We start from the raw sequence: 19,129 nt of genomic DNA on the forward strand, positions 1-19,129 counted from the left end.
GTGACGCTTTGTGAGGCCAATGTCTAACAACAATACATCGCTTAAACATTAACACTCTACCTAAATAAGTCAGATAAAGCTGGGATAATATTTAATACTTTATCGCCCTCACCAGGTAACTATTCATCATCTAAAAAAGCGTCGTAAATAATGAATGAATAATGAACGGAGCAATTATCTAAGATAGCGGAAAATATCGGTCATTACTATCAAGAATAAAAATACCTATAATAACATTGCTAAACGTTCTACAAACCATATTAGAGAAACATAGTTATAAAATCCAGTGAAATTTAATGACCCAGTTGGTTTTTTTCGTGACATTTTATTTTTGCGTAAGCCCTTATTAACTAATAGCTTTATCGATTTGTAGTGTTTAGAAAATCTGTCCTTGCCCTTTAGAATATGTAATTTTAGAGTCTGCCATACACACTAGATATGCTATCGTGCCTTGATAACAAAGGTGAACAAACCCTAACACAAAACTCATTTTCATTTTTTATAAGTCTATTTTCAGACATAAAAAAAGGTGCTCTTAATTGAGCACCTTTAGCGTAAATAATCTTAAAACACGTTAAGTTTACTATTCAGATTTTTGATCGATAAGTTGTTTAATACTGTCATTTTCACCATTGTTCGAGGATTTTTGACTATTTTTATTACTTTCAGCTGACTTTTTCTCTTGCTTTTCTTGAGGCTTAGTAGGCTCGACTTTAGGTTTGGTAGGAGTCTTCGGCGCGGTAGTTTCTTTTTCGGTAGACGTCTCATTAGTCACCACTTTACGCTCTTCTTTAACCGATAAAGTCTCACTGGTATCGTTAGAGTTTCTAATCTCATTACTAGTAACCGCTGGCTGGCTCGAGGCAGAGGAGGACGAATTATTATTGCTAGTATAGCTGTTTTCGTTGCTCTTAGTCGGGGCATTGTTCTGATTAGATTTTGACTCAGTGGCACGAGTACGAGCAGCCAACTCACGTCTAGTAGGCTGAAGCTTCACTTGTCTGGTTCTGTTTCTAGACAAATCTTTTACCGGTCCAGATAGCTCGTAGTTTTCGATAATGTCTAAATAATCTGAAATCTCTTCAGGAAGGACTTGAACATTGGCGGGTAAACCAAAATCTACACTATCAGCAGCATTGGTTGCCTGCTGCTTATTGCCCATGACATCGTAAGTTAACAAATAACGGGGTTGGTTATTAGAATCACGATAACGAAAATAGGCAAACTTTTGTCTATCATCGCGTGAATCTAAATAGTCAGTAATAATCTCATGCTCAGACACGTCCATTACCTGAACCGTCCATTTACCCTTATTTTTCTTCAAATATCTAGAGTCTTTAAACTCACTAGGATAATCACGTAACTCTCTAACCAGTTCATCAAAAGAGATAGGCTTAACATCTGCACTTAACTCATTTAATTGTTCAATGTGCTTTACCTGATCAATATTAGAAGCCAGCACTTCTGGTGGCGCCTCTTTCTCTGCTTCTTTCTCATCTTCGAAGATTGGAGCCGAGCTGAACATCCACAAAGCCAGAGCTGCAGCGCTCGTTAATAAAGCCATGATAAGCCACACGCTGGCAACAATGCGTTTTTTATTCTTCTGTGACTTCTCAGGATTATTAGAAGGAGAGCTTTGAGTGATTGCCATAGAGCAAATCCAGTAAATAGATAGTTATTAAAAAAAGAAGGTGACTAAAAGAGTATTATTACTGCCTGTGACAGTAATTAAAAGAAAGCTAAAGCAGTTAAGATAATTCATCTAACTTTGTGCTAACTTAAGCGCTGCTACACCGCTTATTATACTGTGTCACTAAGGACAGCCTCAAGCAATGTGTGATCAAAGTCAGCGGTCACCACGGCTTCACCCAACGATTTTAACAAAATCAATCGAACTTGTCCTAACTTAACTTTTTTATCATGTTGCATTAAGCCCAAAGCGGTCTCGGTATCAATGCTAGGCGGGCGAATAGGCAACTGGGCAGATTGTAGAACATGACAGATACGCTGTACCTCTTGCTCACTAATCCAGCCCATCTTTTCAGATAGCTGAGCTGCCTGTACCATGCCCGCTGCCACTGCTTCGCCATGTAACCATTGTCCATACCCCTCATGAGTTTCAATCACATGACCAAAGGTATGTCCAAAGTTCAATAAAGCTCTTTTACCTGACTCACGTTCATCTTGAGCCACAATATCTGCTTTATATTGACAGCATCTGGCGACCGCTTCTGCCAACGCTGACTTATCTAATGTCATCAAGGCAGACATATTGTCCTCTAACCACGTTAGGAAACCTGCATCCATAATCAATGCATATTTTACAACCTCAGCCATACCCGCGGAAAGCTCACGACTCGGCAATGTGGTTAGGGTATGCATGTCTGCTAGCACCATTTGGGGCTGCCAGAAAGCCCCTATCATGTTCTTACCTTTGGGATGGTTAATGCCGGTTTTCCCGCCCACGCTAGAATCTACTTGAGACAGTAACGTGGTCGGAATTTGAATAAAATTAACCCCACGCATAAAGGAAGCTGCAGCAAATCCGGTCATATCACCAATTACTCCACCGCCTAAGGCGACTAGGGTCACATCTCGAGCACAGTGATGACCCATTAAAGCATCGTAAATTTTGTCGATATACTGTTGTGTCTTGTACTGCTCGCCATCTGGCAATACCACACTAAACACCTCGAAATCTGCTTTAAGCCCTTCAACCAGCGGCTGCAAATATAGCTTCTCTACAGTAGTATTAGTAACCACCATTACTTGCTTACCCTTAATATAGGGCGCTATTTCGGTAGCCATATCACACTGACTGGTGATTACAATAGGGTAATCATGACTTTGGGTATGCACAGTTAAATTAGCTTTCATAGGTCTCTCATATCTGCTGTTGGGCTATTTACAATTTTTAATCAGTACTTCCATGAACGGATAATATATCTAACAGCCGGTGTTAACCTCGGGCTTTTATTATTCTATTGCCCACTTATTTAAGTGCCTGCACATTTAATAGCATCGTATGCTATTTGCTATCCGCTAAATGTCCAGGATATTTTTCTTTTAGAGCTTCTATTATTTTCTTTAGCATATAGCGCGGATAGCCGTCGCCGGTCTCTACCACAATATCTGCAACTTCCAGATATAACGGATCACGAACCTCAAATAAGGATTGCAGCACAGCACGAGGATTGGGGTTGTTTAATAAAGGCCGTGACTTATCTTTAGACGTTCTTTTTAATTGCACATCGACATTGGCTCTGAGATAAATGGTAATACCGTGATTTTTTAGGTTTTGACGATTCTGAGGTTGGGTTACTACGCCTCCGCCCGTGGCCAATACAATGTCAGGTAATTCCGTTAACTCAGCAATCGCTTTTGCCTCACGCTCTCTAAAGCCCGCCTCACCTTCTTTTTCAAAAATCCACGGAATATCAGCACCCGTTTGTTCACAAATGTAATGATCGCTGTCTATAAAAGTGCGCCCTAAATGCTTTGCTAGTAGCCTTCCAATAGTGGTCTTCCCTGCTCCCATAGGGCCTACAATAAATAATGACGGCAATGTCGATTGCATTATTATCTCTCACATAAATTCACAGATTATACAGGCATTTTCGTCGTTAGTCCTGTTTCGCTGAACAATCCCATCAAACTAAAAAACTACAAAAGATTGAATATAAAAGATTAACTGACTGATTAAACTTACTTTCAAAAGACCGTAGTTATCAATAATCTAGTCATAATAAGTTCAATATCGGTCTAATAATAGCAACTCAATTCTGGCTTAGCCACAACCTAAGAGACAAATGAGCACAATAAAAACAAAATCCACAGCATAATTAAATATACTGAGGGTTTATTTTGCTCACAAGAGTCAGATCACAAGTCACTTTATCTTAAAAAGATAAAAACAATATTTACGAGAGGTAAGTTAGGGTTGCTGTTGCTGTTGCTGTATTAAGTTTGAGGTTTCTGTATTAAGGTAGGGGTAACAAAAATCAGCAGCTCTTGCTTATCATTGCGGCGTAAGTCTTTCTTAAATAAACGGCCCAAAAGGGGTAAGTCACCAAAAAAAGGCACTTTTTCCACATTATTAAATATCTGATTACGGTAAATCCCGCCCAAAACAATGGTTTGACCATCTGCTACGGTAACATGAGTGCTTAATCTATCGGTGTCAATCAGTATTACGCCTGAACTTACAGGGTTGGGCCGCCCATTTTCAATATTAAGCTGTAATGATATCTCGCCTTCAGGGGTGATATTAGGGGTCACCTCCAAGCTTAACAGTGCTTCTTCAAATTGAGTGGTCGTTCCGCCACCCTCTGATTCACTTTGATAAGGAATTTTAGTACCGGAAGACACTTTGGCAGTTTGTTTGTCTAAAGTGAGAATTTTGGGTGTTGAAATTACCTCACCACGACCTTCTGCTTGCATCGCTGATAACTCCAAATCAATCATCAAGTCTGACATGCTCAATATACCAAAGGCGATACTGCCAGCAGGGTTGGCAATTCCTAAGTCTATGTTTAGATTATCCGGACGGCTCACTGCATAATCGGGATAGCTGAGTGGCTTTCCCTTAAAGGTAGTATTGCGCATGCTAAACTGTTTTAAATCTGCTAACGTCTGATCGCTCCCGCCGACCAACAAAGTATCATTGTTTGCCACTCCATTCGATAGTACCCCCCATTTAACGCCCAACTCTTTACTAAAGTTGTCTGTGGCACTAACAATTCTCGCCTCAATCATTACTTGCTGAACCGGGATATCTATTTGACTAATAAGCATTCTAATATTATTAATACTGTCCGCAGTGTCTTTGACAATTAATGTGTTGGTGCGCGTATCGACCGCAATAACGCCGCGACTCGATAATAAGGTACTGTTATTCGTGGAAGATAACTGACTTGTCTCATCACTTTCAGTTGGATTTGAATTCACGTGGCTGCTTTCAAGGCCATTATTGTCAATATAATGTCTACTATTAATACGGTTATCAATATGTTGACTACTGGCTTTCAGAATTAAAGCGTGTACCTCACTGGCTTTGGCATAATTCAAACGAATATATTCGCTGCGTAACGGCAGCCTGGCGATTTTTTGTTGTTGAGCGTTAAGATAGTTCTCCTGTTGTTTGGCCAACTCTGCAAGAGGCGCTACCAAGATAACATTGCCATTCACCCGCTTGCCTAGGTGCTTACTGCTTAAGATAATATCCAGCGCTTGATCAGAAGGCACATTAATTAAGTTGAGCATAATGGTCCCAGTCACCTCATCACTGGCCACAATATTGGTTTGCATAAATTGTGACAACAAATGAAGTACGCTGCGCACTTCTACATTTTGGAAGTCGACTGAGATAGGCTTGCCGCTGTACTTGTCTACGGCAGGTTCAGGCTTTATGAGACGTTGTACCGGCTGTATGGTCAACGTTAGCTTATTGCCTAGCTGATAGCTTTGATACTCAAAATCTTGCTTTATATCAATCCTAATTCGACCCTGTTTGCCTTTATTATCGGTATAGATAGAGCGTAGCAAACGTTGTTTTGAATGTTGCTTATATATTAGACCCGGTTCCACTTTAGTATTGCCCAGACGCAGTATTATCTTATTGCCTTGTCGCTCGATATCCACTTTGGTCGTAACATCCGCCAAAACAATATCAATCTTTTCAATACCGTCAGAGAGGGGTTGATAGCTGATCGCCTTTTGTTTAAGAGAAGGTCTATTTTCAAAGTGAGAACTGCTGGCATACCCGAACCTATTAAAACCCAAAAGCAATTCTAAGATTAAAATCGAATACAGACTTATCTTTAGAGACAAGGTTAACGCAGGCAGCAATCCCGACCAAGTCAGCTTTAAAGCCGAGGGATAAAATGTCATCGGGCATTTCCTGTATAGCGGTTAGAGGGTGTTTAAAATGTTTAAGTTTTTTAAGCCTGTTAAAGTTTTTATATAGCGGCTTAGTTAATCAGACTATTTAAATCGAAATCAACCTATATCAGGGTTGTACTGGTGCTATCAGTGCCCATCTATTTTCTGTTTTCCCAAATTGAGGCGATTCAATTTTTTCAACCAGATTAAGTTGAGTGGGAGTGATTTCTACTACTTGAATCTGCTTAATTCCTATACTTTGTCCTACTTTGACACTTATTATTATCCCGTCGGGACGCTGAACCAGACCATAATCTAAACCACCCATTCTGGACATCATGCCTCGATATTTAAAATAAGTAAGCGGATGTCGTTGCCCTCTATTGGGTGCCGACCTATTTTCAAAAGGCGTGTTAGTAGCATCGTTAGTAGCATCGTTACCGTCAGTCATTTTAGAATCGAGACTAACTTTATTTGCGCCACTGGGTTTTGGCTTTATAAAATCAGGCAAATCAAAAGGACTACGCTGGGTAGTGGTTTGATAGGGATTACTGAGTATTTCAACTTCGGTCTCAACCTTAGCTTTTGTTCTAAGACTATTAGGAAGCGTTTCTGTACTCTTTGTCGTGGTCAATAAGTGTGTTGGGTATTCATCCACTTCTTGTTTTACCAGCGTTAGATAGTCCTTACAGCCATTGAGCGATATCAAATAGACCGTGATTAATAAAACCAATTTTAGACGGTTTATTGTGGTATTTGAGTTCAGCACTATAGCCATAACCAAATGGGATTACTCCTTAAGTTCAGTATTGGTGCTAGAAGATGCAGTCTCAATTTGTGTTTTAGCTTGTGTATCCATTGGGTCGTCAGGTTTGGCACGATAGGCTTTGATATGCAACGTGAGCACTAAGCGTGGTGTGCTTGTTTCTGCTATGGCAACCTGTAGTACAGGTTTAAGATTAAAATCATGCACAGTAACCAAACGTGGTAAGGCAGACAAACTTCCCAAAAACTGCCCGAGTTGATGATAGTTGCCGAGTGCCACCAGATGCAGCGGCTGCTCAATATAAAAGGTTTGTTTTACCTCGGCATCAACCATCAAATCTTGCAGCACAACCCCACTGCTAAGGGCCAACTCATTAAACTGCTGTGGCAAAGCGATGGGCTCCTTCGTGGGCAGCAGTTGTGCCAACTGCGATAACCGTTGCTGGTCAATCTTCTGTTGAGTAAGATTACTTCGTTGCCGCCGTACTTGCGCTTTATTGCTACGATAAGTTTGGAGTAGGATCTGTTGCTGATTTTGTTGGGCCTTAATCTGCTTTAATTGACTATTAATAGGCAGTGCATAGCTTATTACGCAGGTTATCAATATGACTGCCATTAGCATGAACAGCTTAACCGCTCTGGGCCAACTCCCATAGTTTTCACTATCTAAGCTTCGTAGCTGATAATAAAACTGTTTTAGTTCAAACCGCTTTGCTGCACTTTGCTTATTTAAGAGAGGCAGTAGATTCTCAAATCTTGCGCTCATTGCCCCACCTCATTTTTTAAATCTAGCTCTGTGATAGCTGTCTGTGCTGAGTAAGTATCCTTAGCTTCAGATTCAGACATGGTGGCCACAATTTCAAACTGTAGATAGCGATTAGGATTGGCAGCACCAGTATGGTTAATGGCATCTTGATCATTCCCCTTCTGATTGGACACAGAGTGCGCCCCTGATTCCACGGTTTTTATAAATTTAATTTGGGCTTGCTGTAGAGATTTATTTTGTTGCAAATAAGAGTCGAGTTTTGAGACCTGACTTGACTCGATGGTGCTACCTCTCAACATAATTGATGCTTGTTCTCTCCTAAAGTCTGTCAAATAAAGAGAGGTTGGTATCACTGTCGCCAAATCTGACCACAACTGTACTAATTCCATTTGGTAGTTAGCCAATTTCTCTACGTGCTTAGATTGAGCTAAGGTCTTTTCACGGCGTTGCTTCATTAACTGATCGTGCTGTAATGCCGCTTCTAAGAGCGTATTATTTTCGATTAGATATTGATTGGCTGAAATTAGATTAATTTTGGATTGATATAGGTAACCCCACACGGCAGCCGCACCCACTATACTCAACACAAAACTGAGAGTAAGGGCGATTGTGAACTGCCTGTTTTTATGTTGACGATGACGCTCACGCCACGGTAACAGATTAATGGCTGCCATTAGTAAATCTGGGTCATAGTGCGACTTCGCATGGCTAAGCCACAAGCTGTCATGAGCTGTGGGGCATCTTTAAATAATTGCTCTGCATCTATACTATGAGACAAGGACATGGATAAAAAAGGATTGGCCAAGGTTACTGGTAGTCCCATTTGATGCTGTAAACTTTTATCAAGTTGTGGTAGGCCAGCGGCATCTCCGCTTAATATGATTTGTTCTACTTCTTTATCTGGTGATATAGCAATATATTGCTCAAAAGCAACTTTGATAGAATCAACAAGGCTTTGTATAAAGGGCTGAAAGATAACGAGGTCATAGTCCATAAGACACTGAGAGCCCAATAGCTGCGGGTCTAATTTAGCTTGCTCAGCGTCAGCAGCTGATAAGTTATAGTGTGTGGCAATGGCACGAACCAAGTGACTGTCGCCGAACAGCTGCTCTAAGTGATAAACAAACTCGCCCTTAACCGCAATATAAATGGTGAGACGGGTTTGGCCTATATCCACCCATACCGTAGTACCCAAAAAGTCAGTATTATGGCTAGATAAAAATTGAAAGGCGCGTTGTCTGGCTTCAGGCTCAGTATCTATGACACTAGGCTTTAGTCCTGCAAACACCAAAGCATCGCTGTGCTGTTCAATATGCTCTGAGCGCGATATAACTAATAAAACCTTGTTGTAGTTGGCTTGCACTAAAGAGCGACCTAATATTGCAAAGTCAAGATTCACCTCTGATAACGGATAAGGAATATACTGGTCAGCGTCGACTCGAATTTGTGCGTCAATATCTTGCTCGCTAAAGTCGATAGGCAATTCAATCTCACGCGTTATGACTAAGTTAGCACCTAGTGCTATGGCTGCCTTTTTGGTCGTACATTTAAGCTGTGCTATTAGCGTAGCAATATGTTGGCCCATTTGCTCACTATCAATAATTTGATTGTCTATTACCTCTCCTTCACTCAGTACGGTAAGCCCATAACTCAACAAATGATATTGTTTATTTTTATGATTTAATTCCACCAAGCTTAATGTGGTAGTGCTAATCGCGATACCAATAAGTGTCTTAGGTTTTGCAAAATATAGCCTCAATAAACACATCCTTATAATGACGGGTAAAAGTAGTATCGTCGGCCGAGTGATGGGTTTAACTAGCCTATTTATTTGAACTTACTCTATTTATTTGAACTGACTTTGTCAACTTAATTTTAAATTAAATTTAATATAACTGTTAAGATAATAATCACTATAAGTATGATGTCTGATAATTTTAACTAAATTACATATTCGATATTTATTGTTATATTCAAAACTTATTTTTAGAATAAACTTGGCAGTTTTTTGATATAAAACTCCTAGCATTATTGTGTTTTAATGTTAGGTCTATAAGATATCGCTCATTTACTTTATAATTTGCTTTATAATTGTCCTTATATGCGCGTTGTATACATAGTAAGGCGTCACAATTACTGTCTATCTTTAAGTTAATCTGTCATAGCTTCTGCTATAGATTAATGTTCTGATTGGCTATCTAGCTAAGTATTGTGATCTTTTCTATGCCAAATATTTCAGTTTCTAAATAATAGAGTCACTATGCCTCAATCGTCTGCTAATTCTCGTCTTATCCACTATATTGTGTCCATATTATTGGCCATTATTGCATTGGCTCTCATATTGGTGTTGGCATTCCCTATTGGATTTTATGGGATGGCCATGTATATCTCGCCAGACTTACCTGAAATTTCAGATATTAAGACCTCAAATCTAGAAATGCCTTTGCAGATTTACAGTAAAGACAATAAGTTAATTGGCCAGTACGGTAATCGCATGTCGTTACCGGTTACCTACGAAGAAGTGCCGAAGAAATTTATTAACGCCTTTTTAGCGGCTGAAGACTCTTCTTTTTATGAACACAGTGGGATTAGTATCAAAGGTCTTGGCCGTGCTGTTACTGAGATTATTACTGACGATGAGGGTCAAACGGGCGGTTCAACCATCACTATGCAGGTGGCTAAAAACTATTTTTTAAGCCCTGAACGTACCTTTAGCCGTAAGCTAACGGAATTATATTTAGCGCGCAGCATGGAAGATAAGTTAAGCAAAGAAGAAATCTTAACTTTATACGTCAACAAAATTTATATGGGTGAAGGCGCTTACGGTATCCGTGCCGCTGCCAAAAAATATTTTAGTAAGTCGCTTGAAAACCTGACCCTTGCAGAAATGGCAACGCTAGCAGGTCTGCCCAAAGCCCCTTCTCAAAATAACCCCGTTTCTAATCCTGAAGTAGCGCTTGAGCGTCGTAACTGGATTCTAGGCCGTATGCTAGAGCTGGGTCATATTACGCAAGCTGAACATGACAGTGCGGTAAAAGAACCTATCGGTGTTCATCTTTATAAAGCAAAGCTAGATGTGAATATGCCGTATTTGGCAGAAATGACGCGTCGTACTTTGGTAGATCGTTATGGGGAAGAGGTGGTTAATGCGGGTTGGCGCGTTAAGCTTACCGTCGACAGCGTGGACCAAAGAGCCGCTGATACGGCTATTAAAAAGGGATTGATTGGCTATGACCGTCGTCACGGTTGGCGCGGTGCAGAAGCTCATGGCAAACCTTTATCTGAGTTCAGTACCTACTCTAATATGGTACCTGCCAAAGTGACTGAAGTAAGTGGCCGTAGCTTTAAGGCGGAACTGCAAAACGGAGACGTGGTTACCATACCTTGGTCTGGCATGAGCTGGGCCAAAGAATATCTTGATGCCAACCGCATTAGAAGGTATCCCAACAGTGCTTCAGATATCGTTAAAAAAGATGATATCGTACGCTTGATTGCTAATGAAAATAATACTTCTTGGCGCTTAACACAGCTACCAAAAGTACAAGGCAGTCTCGTCGCCTTAGATCCTGAAACAGGGGCAATCGAGGCCTTAGTCGGTGGCTTTGATTATCGTTATAGTAAGTTCAACCGTGCCACTCAAGGTTGGCGTCAGCCAGGCTCAACTATTAAGCCATTAAACTATGCTGCTGCTTTAGAAAAAGGCTATCGTCCTGATAGTATGATTTCAGACGGTCCTTTACGTATTGGTGACTGGCAGCCTAAAAACTCTGACAACCGTTTCTATGGTGACATGACCATCAGACGTGGTCTCATTTTATCGCGTAACTTAGTTTCTATTCGTCTGCTGCAGGCGGTAGGTACGGCTGAAGCCCGTCAACTATTGGATCAGTTTGGCTTAGACAAAGAAAAGTTACCGACTACCCTATCTTTGGCATTGGGTGCAGGTCAAGCCACGCCTTTACAAATGGCCACCGCTTACGCTGCTTTTGCCAATGGCGGCCATCGCATACAGCCTTACTTTATTGATCAAGTTTACGATTATCAAAACAATCTATTGTATTTGGCCAATCCACAACGTGCCTGCGCTCTATGTTATAACAATGATTTGCAGAAGTTGAATGAGCAGCAAATAAAAGATTTTGAAGAACAAACGGATACAGAAGTCGAACAACGCGAAAAAGCGTTAAAAGCTTTAAAAGAAGATCCAAACTTATTGGACGTAGAAGCGACCGATGAAGTACCAGAGGCTAATTCTGAGCCAACTTCAGACTCAGAGTCTGATACAGCAGAAGACAAAGACGCAAAAGACGTTAAGCCTGATGCCAAACAGTCGCTACAAGCCACAATCGAGTCATTGCGCTATGATGCTGGTCCAGAGTCTGACCGATTAAAGCCTGTGCCTTTAACTTATAAGGTGGCTGACCAAGCCCCTCGTATCTTAAAGCCTGCGGTTGCGTATGAAATGGCAGATATGCTGCGATCTGTTATCCAAAGTGGTACAGCTACTCGCGCTAAAGCTCTAGGCCGTAGTGACGTTGGGGGTAAAACAGGGACTACCAACGAGATGAAGGATGCATGGTTCGCCGGCTTCCATCCTACTCAGGTGTCTGTGGTCTGGTTAGGTTTCGACCAACCTTCTACCTTAGGTAGAGGAGAATACGGGGGAGTTGCGGCATTACCTATCTGGGTTGAATATATGCGCACTGCCTTGAAATCTACCCCTTATCAATGGGTGATGCTCAATAATGTCGCTAAGTCGGAAATTACCAAACAAAAGGTCGTGAACTTGACCGATAATAAGGATGGTAAAGCTGAAGGCGATAACACTACTAAAATCACCAACCATAAGGTGACTGGTAATGCAGGTGTTACCTTACCTAGGGCTGCTTTGACGGAAAGAAAACCACCTGAGCCGGTTGAGCCTCCTGCGGTTTTAGCAAATGAGCCAAAACCTGTGAGAAAACCAGAACCGGTCAAACCTACTGAAAAAGCAGAAACCAAACCGGTCGATAAAAAGATTGAAGCGGCGCAGGCAGAATAAAGGGTAATAACCTACATTTTCTTGGCAAATTACTCAGAGTAAATTTAGCTTTGAAGCAAGCCAATCAATGAGCCAGCTCAGCTATAGTGGCCTCAATTATCATGATATAATATCCAAAAGCGCTATTTTTAGAATAGCGCTTTTATTTTTGATATAAATAAGGACTTAAAGCATAGCAACGACTTAGTGTTAACTTATTGAATTACTCAAGCAGTACCACTAAGCAGAAGCCATTCAATAGAGCTTTGTTTATATCTATCTTTTCAGTGCTTATAGACTATCCATTTTGGTATATTCCTATAGTACTGACTCAATCAGCACTAGGTTTGCGACCTAGCCAGCAGGAGAAAAACATGAAAAATCAGCACCTTTCAACCGTAGAGACGACCTCTCAGACAGAAGACATAGTCGTCACTGCCCTTTATAAATTTACCCGTTTTAGCGATTATGAAGACTACCGTGAACCGTTACGTCAGATCATGCTAGACAATGGCGTACGCGGTACCCTACTGCTTGCTTCTGAAGGTATTAACGGTACTATCTCTGGCGACCGTGCCGGTATTGACGCAGTACTCAACTATATCCAGCAGATACCTGCTATCGGCACGGTAGAATATAAAGAATCTTTCACTGATACCCAGCCTTTCTTTCGTACCAAAGTTAAACTAAAAAAAGAAATCGTCACTATGGGAGTCGAAGGTATTGATCCTTTGCAATCCGTGGGCCGCTATGTGAAACCAAGTGAGTGGAATGATCTGATTAGTGATCCTGAGGTACTGTTAATTGATACCCGTAACGACTATGAAGTTCAGATCGGCACTTTTAAAAATGCGGTCAATCCCAAGACTGAGACATTTCGTGAGTTTCCTGACTATGTTAAAAATGAATTAGATCCTACCAAACATAAGAAAGTTGCCATGTTCTGTACTGGTGGTATCCGTTGCGAGAAGTCCACCGCTTACTTACGTGAACAAGGTTTTGATGAGGTCTATCATTTAGAAGGCGGTATCTTAAAGTATCTAGAAGAAGTGCCGGCTGAGGAATCTATGTGGGAGGGCGACTGCTTTGTGTTTGATAACCGAGTAGCAGTCAATCACAGTCTTGAGAAAAGCGACTACGACCAATGTTATGCCTGTCGTATGCCTATCACTGAAGCAGACAAACAACATCCCGCTTATGTTAAAGGTGAGTCTTGCCCGCATTGTATTGATAAAGCTACCGAAGAGCAGCGTGCAAGGTTCCGCGAACGTCAACGTCAAATTCAACTGGCCAAAGAGCGTGGTGAAGCCCACATTGGCGCAGAGGTAAAAGAGGTTATTGAGGCGCGTAAACAGCAAAAATTACAGGCTAAACTAGAACAACAGCAAGATTAATCTACCGCTCTACGGTTAATTGAGCGCTATTTTTTGCATATTTATCTGTACACTTGATTAAGCAGATTCAATCAGACATCTTTAACCAAAGAACTTAATCTAACAAAAAGGCCCAACACCTAAGTGTTGGGCCTTTTTAATGGTTAAAAAATGACTTACTGGCTATAGAGTCTTAGGGTAAACTTTTACGCCTCTACCCACTCGCCATTGCGCCAGTAAAGACCCCAGCGCGTTGCCTTACCAGTTTTAATATTCTCTGACCCAATATACTGCTCTTTTTGCTTACGTGACCAACGCAGAATGGTAGGGTTACCTTCTGGATCTTCATCAGGACCTTTGAATAAGTATTGAAACTTCTCATCCATCCGGTCTTTAATAGCACGCAGTTCAGCCAACTTCGGTGGTCTTGTCTCACGCACTTTAGGGAATTTAGAGGCCGCTAAGAATAGACCTGCCGCCCCTTCCCGTAAGATAAAATGGTCCTCATGCTTGGTCGACTTAAGCTCTGGCAGATCGATAGGATCCATACGCGGTGGCGCAGGTTCCCCATTTTTAAGCACTTTACGAGTATTATCACATTTGTTACAGGCAAAATATGGTCCAAAACGTCCGGTCTTCAGTTCCATTTGGCCATCACATTTATTACAGTCGATGGTCGGTGCATCAGAGCCTGGCACTTCAAACTTACCTTCTTCTAGAAGATAGCCATCACAATCTGGGTTATTCCCGCAAATATGTAATTTCAAACCGCCATCGACAATATAGCCATCCATTGCAGTGCTACATTTTGGACAGCGTTTCTTCTCCATCAACTCTTTGACTTCAGCGGTCTCATCAATCTCACTGTCATCTAAGTTAGCGAAGGCCTCAACAGGCATTAAGTTTTTGGTACCTTTACAGCGCTCTTTGGGCGGTAAGTTATAACCGGTACAGCCTAAGAATACCCCAGTTGAGCCATTACGTAGCTGCATCGGTCTGTCACATAGGTCACAGTGCACATCTGGCACATCTGTCGGATCATTGGGACGCATACCGTCTTTTTCTTTGGCATGTTCAAGCTTGTTTTTGAAGTCGCCATAGAAGTCATCGAGTACTGCTTTCCAATCTTGATCACCTTGCGCAACGTGGTCCAACTCATCTTCAAGACCTGCAGTAAAGGTATAATCCATCAATTCTGGGAAACTTTCAGTCAGACGATCGGTAACAATGTCACCCATCTTTTCTGCATAGAGGCGTTTGTTTTCCAATCTCACATAACCACGATCTTGAATAGTAGAAATAATAGACGCGTAGGTGGATGGACGGCCAATGCCTTTTTTCTCAAGCTCTTTTACCAAGCTAGCTTCGGTATAACGTGCCGGCGGCTTAGTAAAATGCTGACTCGGGTCAAGCTTAATTAAATTCAGCTCATCGCCTTTTTTAACATCGGGCAATAACGTGTCGTCTGTTTTTGCTGGTGGCATAACTTTGGTATAGCCATCAAAGGTCATAGTGCGACCACGGGCTTTTAATTCTACGTTATCTGCTTCAACCAGCAAGTTAACCGACTTATATTTGGCAGGTAACATCTGACAAGCCACAAACTGACGCCAAATTAGCTCGTATAAACGAATGGCATCACGCTCGACACCTTTTAACTGCGTTGATTTCAGGTTGGCATTGGTCGGACGAATGGCTTCGTGGGCTTCTTGTGCGTTTTGCTTACTACCATAGAAGTTAGGCTTTTCAGGTAAGTATTGTTTGCCATAGCTGTCTTCGATAAAGCCTCGAACTCCGGCCAACGCATCAGCAGATAGGAAGGTAGAGTCGGTACGCATATAAGTAATATGACCGGCTTCATACAGACGCTGAGCCAACATCATGGTTTTCTTCACTGGGAAACCCAAGCGAGTACTGGCTGCTTGCTGTAAGGTCGAGGTAATAAATGGTGAACTCGGCTTAGACTGTGTTGGTTTTTCTTCACGCTCTTTAACTACATACTTAGCAGGCTTTAGAACCTCTAAAACCGCGTCAGTTTGCTCTTTATTACCTAGCTTTAAGGTCTTACCATCTTGCTTAACCGCTTCTAGACGGATCGGCGTATCTTGGGCCACGTTGGCATTGTCATTGCCCTTCATGGTGGTATCGGCATAAATTTGCCAATACTCTTCAGGAATAAAGGCGCGAATTTCACGTTCACGCTCTACTACCAAACGTGTCGCTACCGACTGTACTCGGCCTGCTGACAAACCACGGGCAATTTTTTGCCACAATAAAGGTGAGACCATAAAGCCCACGACTCGGTCCAAAAAGCGGCGTGCCTGTTGGGCATTTACGCGGTCAATATCCAACTTGCCGGGTTCTTTAAAAGCGTTTTGGATAGCGGTTTTGGTAATCTCGTTAAACACCACACGCTGATATTTGCTGTCATCACCACCGATTACCTCGCGTAAGTGCCAGGCAATAGCCTCTCCCTCTCTATCCAAATCCGTTGCCAGATAAATCTTATCGGCATCTTTGGCCAGAGACTTTAGCTCTTTAATGACTTTGGTTTTGCTAGGCAAGACTTCATACACCGCCTTCCAGCCATGTTCTGGGTCAATTCCCATTCTGCGTACCAATGCTTGCTGCGCTTTCTCTTCTTTTGATAGCCCTTCGTCAGCATTGGTTGCTTTTTTCTTGGTACCGCTACTGGTCGGTAAATCACGGACATGACCAATACTTGAGCGCACAATAAAGTCATCGCCCAAATACTTATTGATGGTTTTTGCTTTTGCAGGGGACTCCACAATAACCAGTGACTTACCTTTGGCACTGGCTGAAGAGGTCGATGTTGTTTTTTTACCGGTGGTTTTAGCCATTGATATCACAATCCTAATTAAGCTTTTTTATAAATTATATTTTTTATATATGAGGGTTAAGCATGCACTTTACTATTAAAAGACCTTTAATGCTTAAAATTTCATTGACGTTACACTGCTAACAGTTGCGCTGTCAACAGTGTTTTTCAAGAGCGAGGCATAAGTATTGTACAAATTTAGATGGTTTGGGCCTTTATTTTAGGCTTTTGCGGCTAACTTTTGAGCCCAAGTCTCCATGGTTGACTTCAGTGCCAATAAGTCAGGCTCTATTTGTGCCATGTCAAAATTTGGGTTTGTTTTGGGCTGCACATAGCCGATGTCATGCCAAAATACCACCAAACCATTGGCTTTGGTATAGACCCCTTTTACTAAGGGTATTATCGGGGTTGGCAGTGCTATCAATTCAGAATCCAAAGTACTCCCTAATGCCTGTTTAGGCATTGACCCTAGTCCCTCTAGAGAGGCAGATTTGACACTATTTTGGTTGGAGTGAGGGTGGTTGTCGAGTCTTAATTTGCCGTCGATTGCTTGATAGTGTGTCTCAGGAAATTTCATATCATTCACGATAATGGCATATTGTCCAATCATCCCTTTACCAAACTCATTGTCACGCCCTCGAATCCATTCTGGACACTCAATGAGCTTAGGATTAAGCTCTAATCTTCTGGCGGTCATACGTAATTTATCGAGACGCACATCAATGGCACTAGGCTTCAGTGCCATAATTGAACCTAATACAAACAATACAATAGCAATGGCTATCCAGGTACCCATAGTTTCCCCGTAATTTTGACACGCTGTCAGTAATGACAAAGACCGTCAGTGATATAAATAGGGCGCTAGTTTATTCGTTTTTTGCTTTTATTCATACCATGTTGAGCTATCATCTGCTTTTTTTGATGATTTATTGCCTTGATTGTTGCTTTGCTTACTGCTTTGATTGCTGACTTGACTGATATTTGGATTACCGCTTAAATTATGGGTATTGGCCAGTTTTTCTAATGTTGCAGGTATCTGGCTGTCCGATAATATCTCTTCGTACTTGCCGGCCACTTTGGGCATTAAAGCATCCATAACTGGCTGCCACTGAGCTTGAACATCACGATAACGTTTTTGATTAAAGTCGAAAACACTAAGACCTTGCTCCGCCAATTGAGGATACAAGCTTCTTTCGCTTAACCAGGCAAGAGGTTGCTGACCTATTTCAACGAAGAAATTTTGTAGTGTTTGGTTAGTACTGGTCTGTGGACGAATGCGATTGGCCAACAAATGAATATCCACTTTACCTTTACGGATACGCTTCATGTCTTGAATGGACGTTAAAAATTGTTTGGTACTGTCCGCATCAAATATCGAGGGTAAAACCGGAATCAATATTGCTTTAGCCTCACTAATTAAAGACTGAGCACGATCCGCAGTTAACGAGCCGGGGGCATCAATAATTAGCCAGTCTTTTTTACCTAATTTTTTGGCAGCTTTCTTAGGAAGCTCGCCAATATCTTCTTCATCACGCCAATCAACAGCATAAATTTTTGCGGCGGTCTCTGGGCGCTGCTCTAACCAGCGTAAGCTAGATTTTTGGGGATCAGCGTCAGCCAAAGCAACTGTTTGCCCTTGATTTGCCAAAGCGGCGGCAAGCGTAATTGCTACTGATGTCTTACCGCAGCCTCCCTTTTGATTTGCCACTAATACTGTGTTCATAGTTACTGCCCATTATTATCGTTTATTGTCATTTAAAAATTTATAAATCCTTTCTATACTACTTATATATACGTGATTTAACTTAAATTCAATATTTGCCTATTAACTTTATGCAGTAAATCAGTCACTATAATAGCAGAACTAGCGTATTGTATAAGCAGATAACGTGATGCTCTCTTAATTAGATTTATTAAACCTAGCTCTACTACCGTTTAACTTGTAAAGCGACTGTCAATCTAGGTGTCAATTCTTAGGAGCAAAAAATGACCTTAATACGTATGACTTTAATAGGTAGTGGCTTAACTTTGGCTTTGAGTCTGCTCTCAGGATGTGCCACCACACCTTCCCTATCCCCTGAACAATGTCAGGCCGGCAACTGGCAACAAATTGGTTATGCAGACGGCATGGTAGGTCGATCTGGTGCTTACTTCGCCAAACACCTTGAAAACTGTACACCGATACCAGGCAGTGCTCCTAACCGTATGTTGTGGGAGCAAGGCCGTCAGGAGGGGTTAAAAGAATTTTGTACTGAGCTTAATGCTTATAAGCTTGGCCGAGAAGGTTATGGCTGGCAACCTGTCTGTCCTCTAGAGGGTATTGAAAAATTAGAAGAGGCTTACAATCAAGGGCGTTATTACTATCTTCGCCAGCGCGATATGGAGTACTTAAGCACCCCTTACCCTTGGGGTTATGGACCTTATGGCTACGGTCCCTACTCTTATGGTCGTCAAGACCCTTTCTGGCGACCACGAGTTTGGTAGGA

General features: G+C 41.7%; 13 protein-coding genes and 1 pseudogene. 3 read left to right on the forward strand and 11 right to left on the reverse strand.

The window, feature by feature from the left end; all coding sequences use genetic code 11:
- Positions 1-583: 583 nt before the first annotated feature.
- The 8 genes from LK453_RS01750 to pilM form a co-directional block, all read right to left on the reverse strand.
- Positions 584-1,651, reverse strand: a complete 1,068-nt coding sequence (locus LK453_RS01750; protein WP_201536430.1) for a hypothetical protein — start codon at positions 1,649-1,651, stop codon at positions 584-586.
- A 149-nt stretch (positions 1,652-1,800) separates the two neighbouring features.
- On the reverse strand, positions 1,801-2,877 hold the full coding sequence (gene aroB / locus LK453_RS01755) for a 3-dehydroquinate synthase (RefSeq protein ID WP_201536427.1): 1,077 nt from the start codon (positions 2,875-2,877) through the stop codon (positions 1,801-1,803).
- A gap of 151 nt (positions 2,878-3,028) precedes the next feature.
- On the reverse strand, positions 3,029-3,577 hold the full coding sequence (aroK, locus tag LK453_RS01760) for a shikimate kinase AroK (RefSeq protein WP_201536424.1): 549 nt from the start codon (positions 3,575-3,577) through the stop codon (positions 3,029-3,031).
- Between the two features lie 383 nt (positions 3,578-3,960).
- On the reverse strand, positions 3,961-5,889 hold the full coding sequence (locus tag LK453_RS01765; RefSeq protein WP_227674380.1) for a type IV pilus secretin PilQ: 1,929 nt from the start codon (positions 5,887-5,889) through the stop codon (positions 3,961-3,963).
- A gap of 118 nt (positions 5,890-6,007) precedes the next feature.
- Entirely contained in the window at positions 6,008-6,658 is a 651-nt protein-coding gene (locus LK453_RS01770) for a pilus assembly protein PilP (protein ID WP_227674381.1), read from the reverse strand.
- 12 nt (positions 6,659-6,670) lie between these two features.
- Positions 6,671-7,411: a type IV pilus inner membrane component PilO gene (locus tag LK453_RS01775; RefSeq protein WP_201536398.1), complete on the reverse strand. Its 741-nt coding sequence runs from the start codon at positions 7,409-7,411 to the stop codon at positions 6,671-6,673.
- Positions 7,408-8,085: a PilN domain-containing protein gene (locus LK453_RS01780; protein WP_201536396.1), complete on the reverse strand. Its 678-nt coding sequence runs from the start codon at positions 8,083-8,085 to the stop codon at positions 7,408-7,410. Before LK453_RS01780 ends, LK453_RS01775 begins: the two co-directional genes overlap by 4 nt.
- Positions 8,085-9,170 carry a type IV pilus assembly protein PilM gene (pilM, locus tag LK453_RS01785; protein ID WP_201541710.1) on the reverse strand — a complete coding sequence of 362 codons (1,086 nt, stop codon included), beginning with the start codon at positions 9,168-9,170 and terminating at the stop codon, positions 8,085-8,087. The genes LK453_RS01780 and pilM overlap by 1 nt, the downstream gene beginning before the upstream one ends.
- 501 nt (positions 9,171-9,671) lie before the next feature.
- On the opposite strand from pilM, the gene LK453_RS01790 reads away from it, so the two are divergent.
- Both LK453_RS01790 and trhO read left to right on the forward strand, forming a co-directional pair.
- On the forward strand, positions 9,672-12,452 hold the full coding sequence (locus LK453_RS01790; RefSeq protein WP_201541715.1) for a penicillin-binding protein 1A: 2,781 nt from the start codon (positions 9,672-9,674) through the stop codon (positions 12,450-12,452).
- Positions 12,453-12,805: 353 nt separating this feature from the next.
- Positions 12,806-13,825, forward strand: a complete 1,020-nt coding sequence (gene trhO, locus LK453_RS01795) for an oxygen-dependent tRNA uridine(34) hydroxylase TrhO (RefSeq protein WP_201536381.1) — start codon at positions 12,806-12,808, stop codon at positions 13,823-13,825.
- A gap of 185 nt (positions 13,826-14,010) precedes the next feature.
- On the opposite strand, the gene topA is transcribed toward trhO, so the two are convergent.
- The 3 genes and pseudogenes from topA to LK453_RS01810 all read right to left on the reverse strand — a co-directional run.
- Positions 14,011-16,674, reverse strand: a complete 2,664-nt coding sequence (gene topA, locus LK453_RS01800) for a type I DNA topoisomerase (protein WP_379652661.1) — start codon at positions 16,672-16,674, stop codon at positions 14,011-14,013.
- Between the two features lie 189 nt (positions 16,675-16,863).
- Entirely contained in the window at positions 16,864-17,439 is a 576-nt protein-coding gene (locus tag LK453_RS01805; RefSeq protein ID WP_201536376.1) for a hypothetical protein, read from the reverse strand.
- Between the two features lie 285 nt (positions 17,440-17,724).
- Positions 17,725-18,366, reverse strand: a pseudogene (locus LK453_RS01810) (ParA family protein); the annotation flags it as partial.
- Positions 18,367-18,629: 263 nt separating this feature from the next.
- Here LK453_RS01810 and LK453_RS01815 point away from each other — a divergent pair.
- Positions 18,630-19,127, forward strand: a complete 498-nt coding sequence (locus tag LK453_RS01815) for a DUF2799 domain-containing protein (RefSeq protein WP_201526886.1) — start codon at positions 18,630-18,632, stop codon at positions 19,125-19,127.
- Positions 19,128-19,129 lie beyond the last annotated feature (2 nt).

It is taken from the genome of Psychrobacter sanguinis (assembly GCF_020736705.1).
Classification (GTDB): domain Bacteria; phylum Pseudomonadota; class Gammaproteobacteria; order Pseudomonadales; family Moraxellaceae; genus Psychrobacter; species Psychrobacter sanguinis.

Bases quoted from the DNA above. Each gene is read 5' to 3' on its own strand.
- LK453_RS01750 (WP_201536430.1), bottom strand. From the start codon at position 1,651: ATGGCAATCACTCAAAGCTCTCCTTCTAATAATCCTGAGAAGTCACAG.
- aroB (WP_201536427.1), bottom strand. From the start codon at position 2,877: ATGAAAGCTAATTTAACTGTGCATACCCAAAGTCATGATTACCCTATT.
- aroK (WP_201536424.1), bottom strand. From the start codon at position 3,577: ATGCAATCGACATTGCCGTCATTATTTATTGTAGGCCCTATGGGAGCA.
- LK453_RS01765 (WP_227674380.1), bottom strand. From the start codon at position 5,889: ATGACATTTTATCCCTCGGCTTTAAAGCTGACTTGGTCGGGATTGCTG.
- LK453_RS01770 (WP_227674381.1), bottom strand. From the start codon at position 6,658: ATGGCTATAGTGCTGAACTCAAATACCACAATAAACCGTCTAAAATTG.
- LK453_RS01775 (WP_201536398.1), bottom strand. From the start codon at position 7,411: ATGAGCGCAAGATTTGAGAATCTACTGCCTCTCTTAAATAAGCAAAGT.
- LK453_RS01780 (WP_201536396.1), bottom strand. From the start codon at position 8,085: ATGGCAGCCATTAATCTGTTACCGTGGCGTGAGCGTCATCGTCAACAT.
- LK453_RS01790 (WP_201541715.1), top strand. From the start codon at position 9,672: ATGCCTCAATCGTCTGCTAATTCTCGTCTTATCCACTATATTGTGTCC.
- trhO (WP_201536381.1), top strand. From the start codon at position 12,806: ATGAAAAATCAGCACCTTTCAACCGTAGAGACGACCTCTCAGACAGAA.
- LK453_RS01805 (WP_201536376.1), bottom strand. From the start codon at position 17,439: ATGGGTACCTGGATAGCCATTGCTATTGTATTGTTTGTATTAGGTTCA.
- LK453_RS01815 (WP_201526886.1), top strand. From the start codon at position 18,630: ATGACCTTAATACGTATGACTTTAATAGGTAGTGGCTTAACTTTGGCT.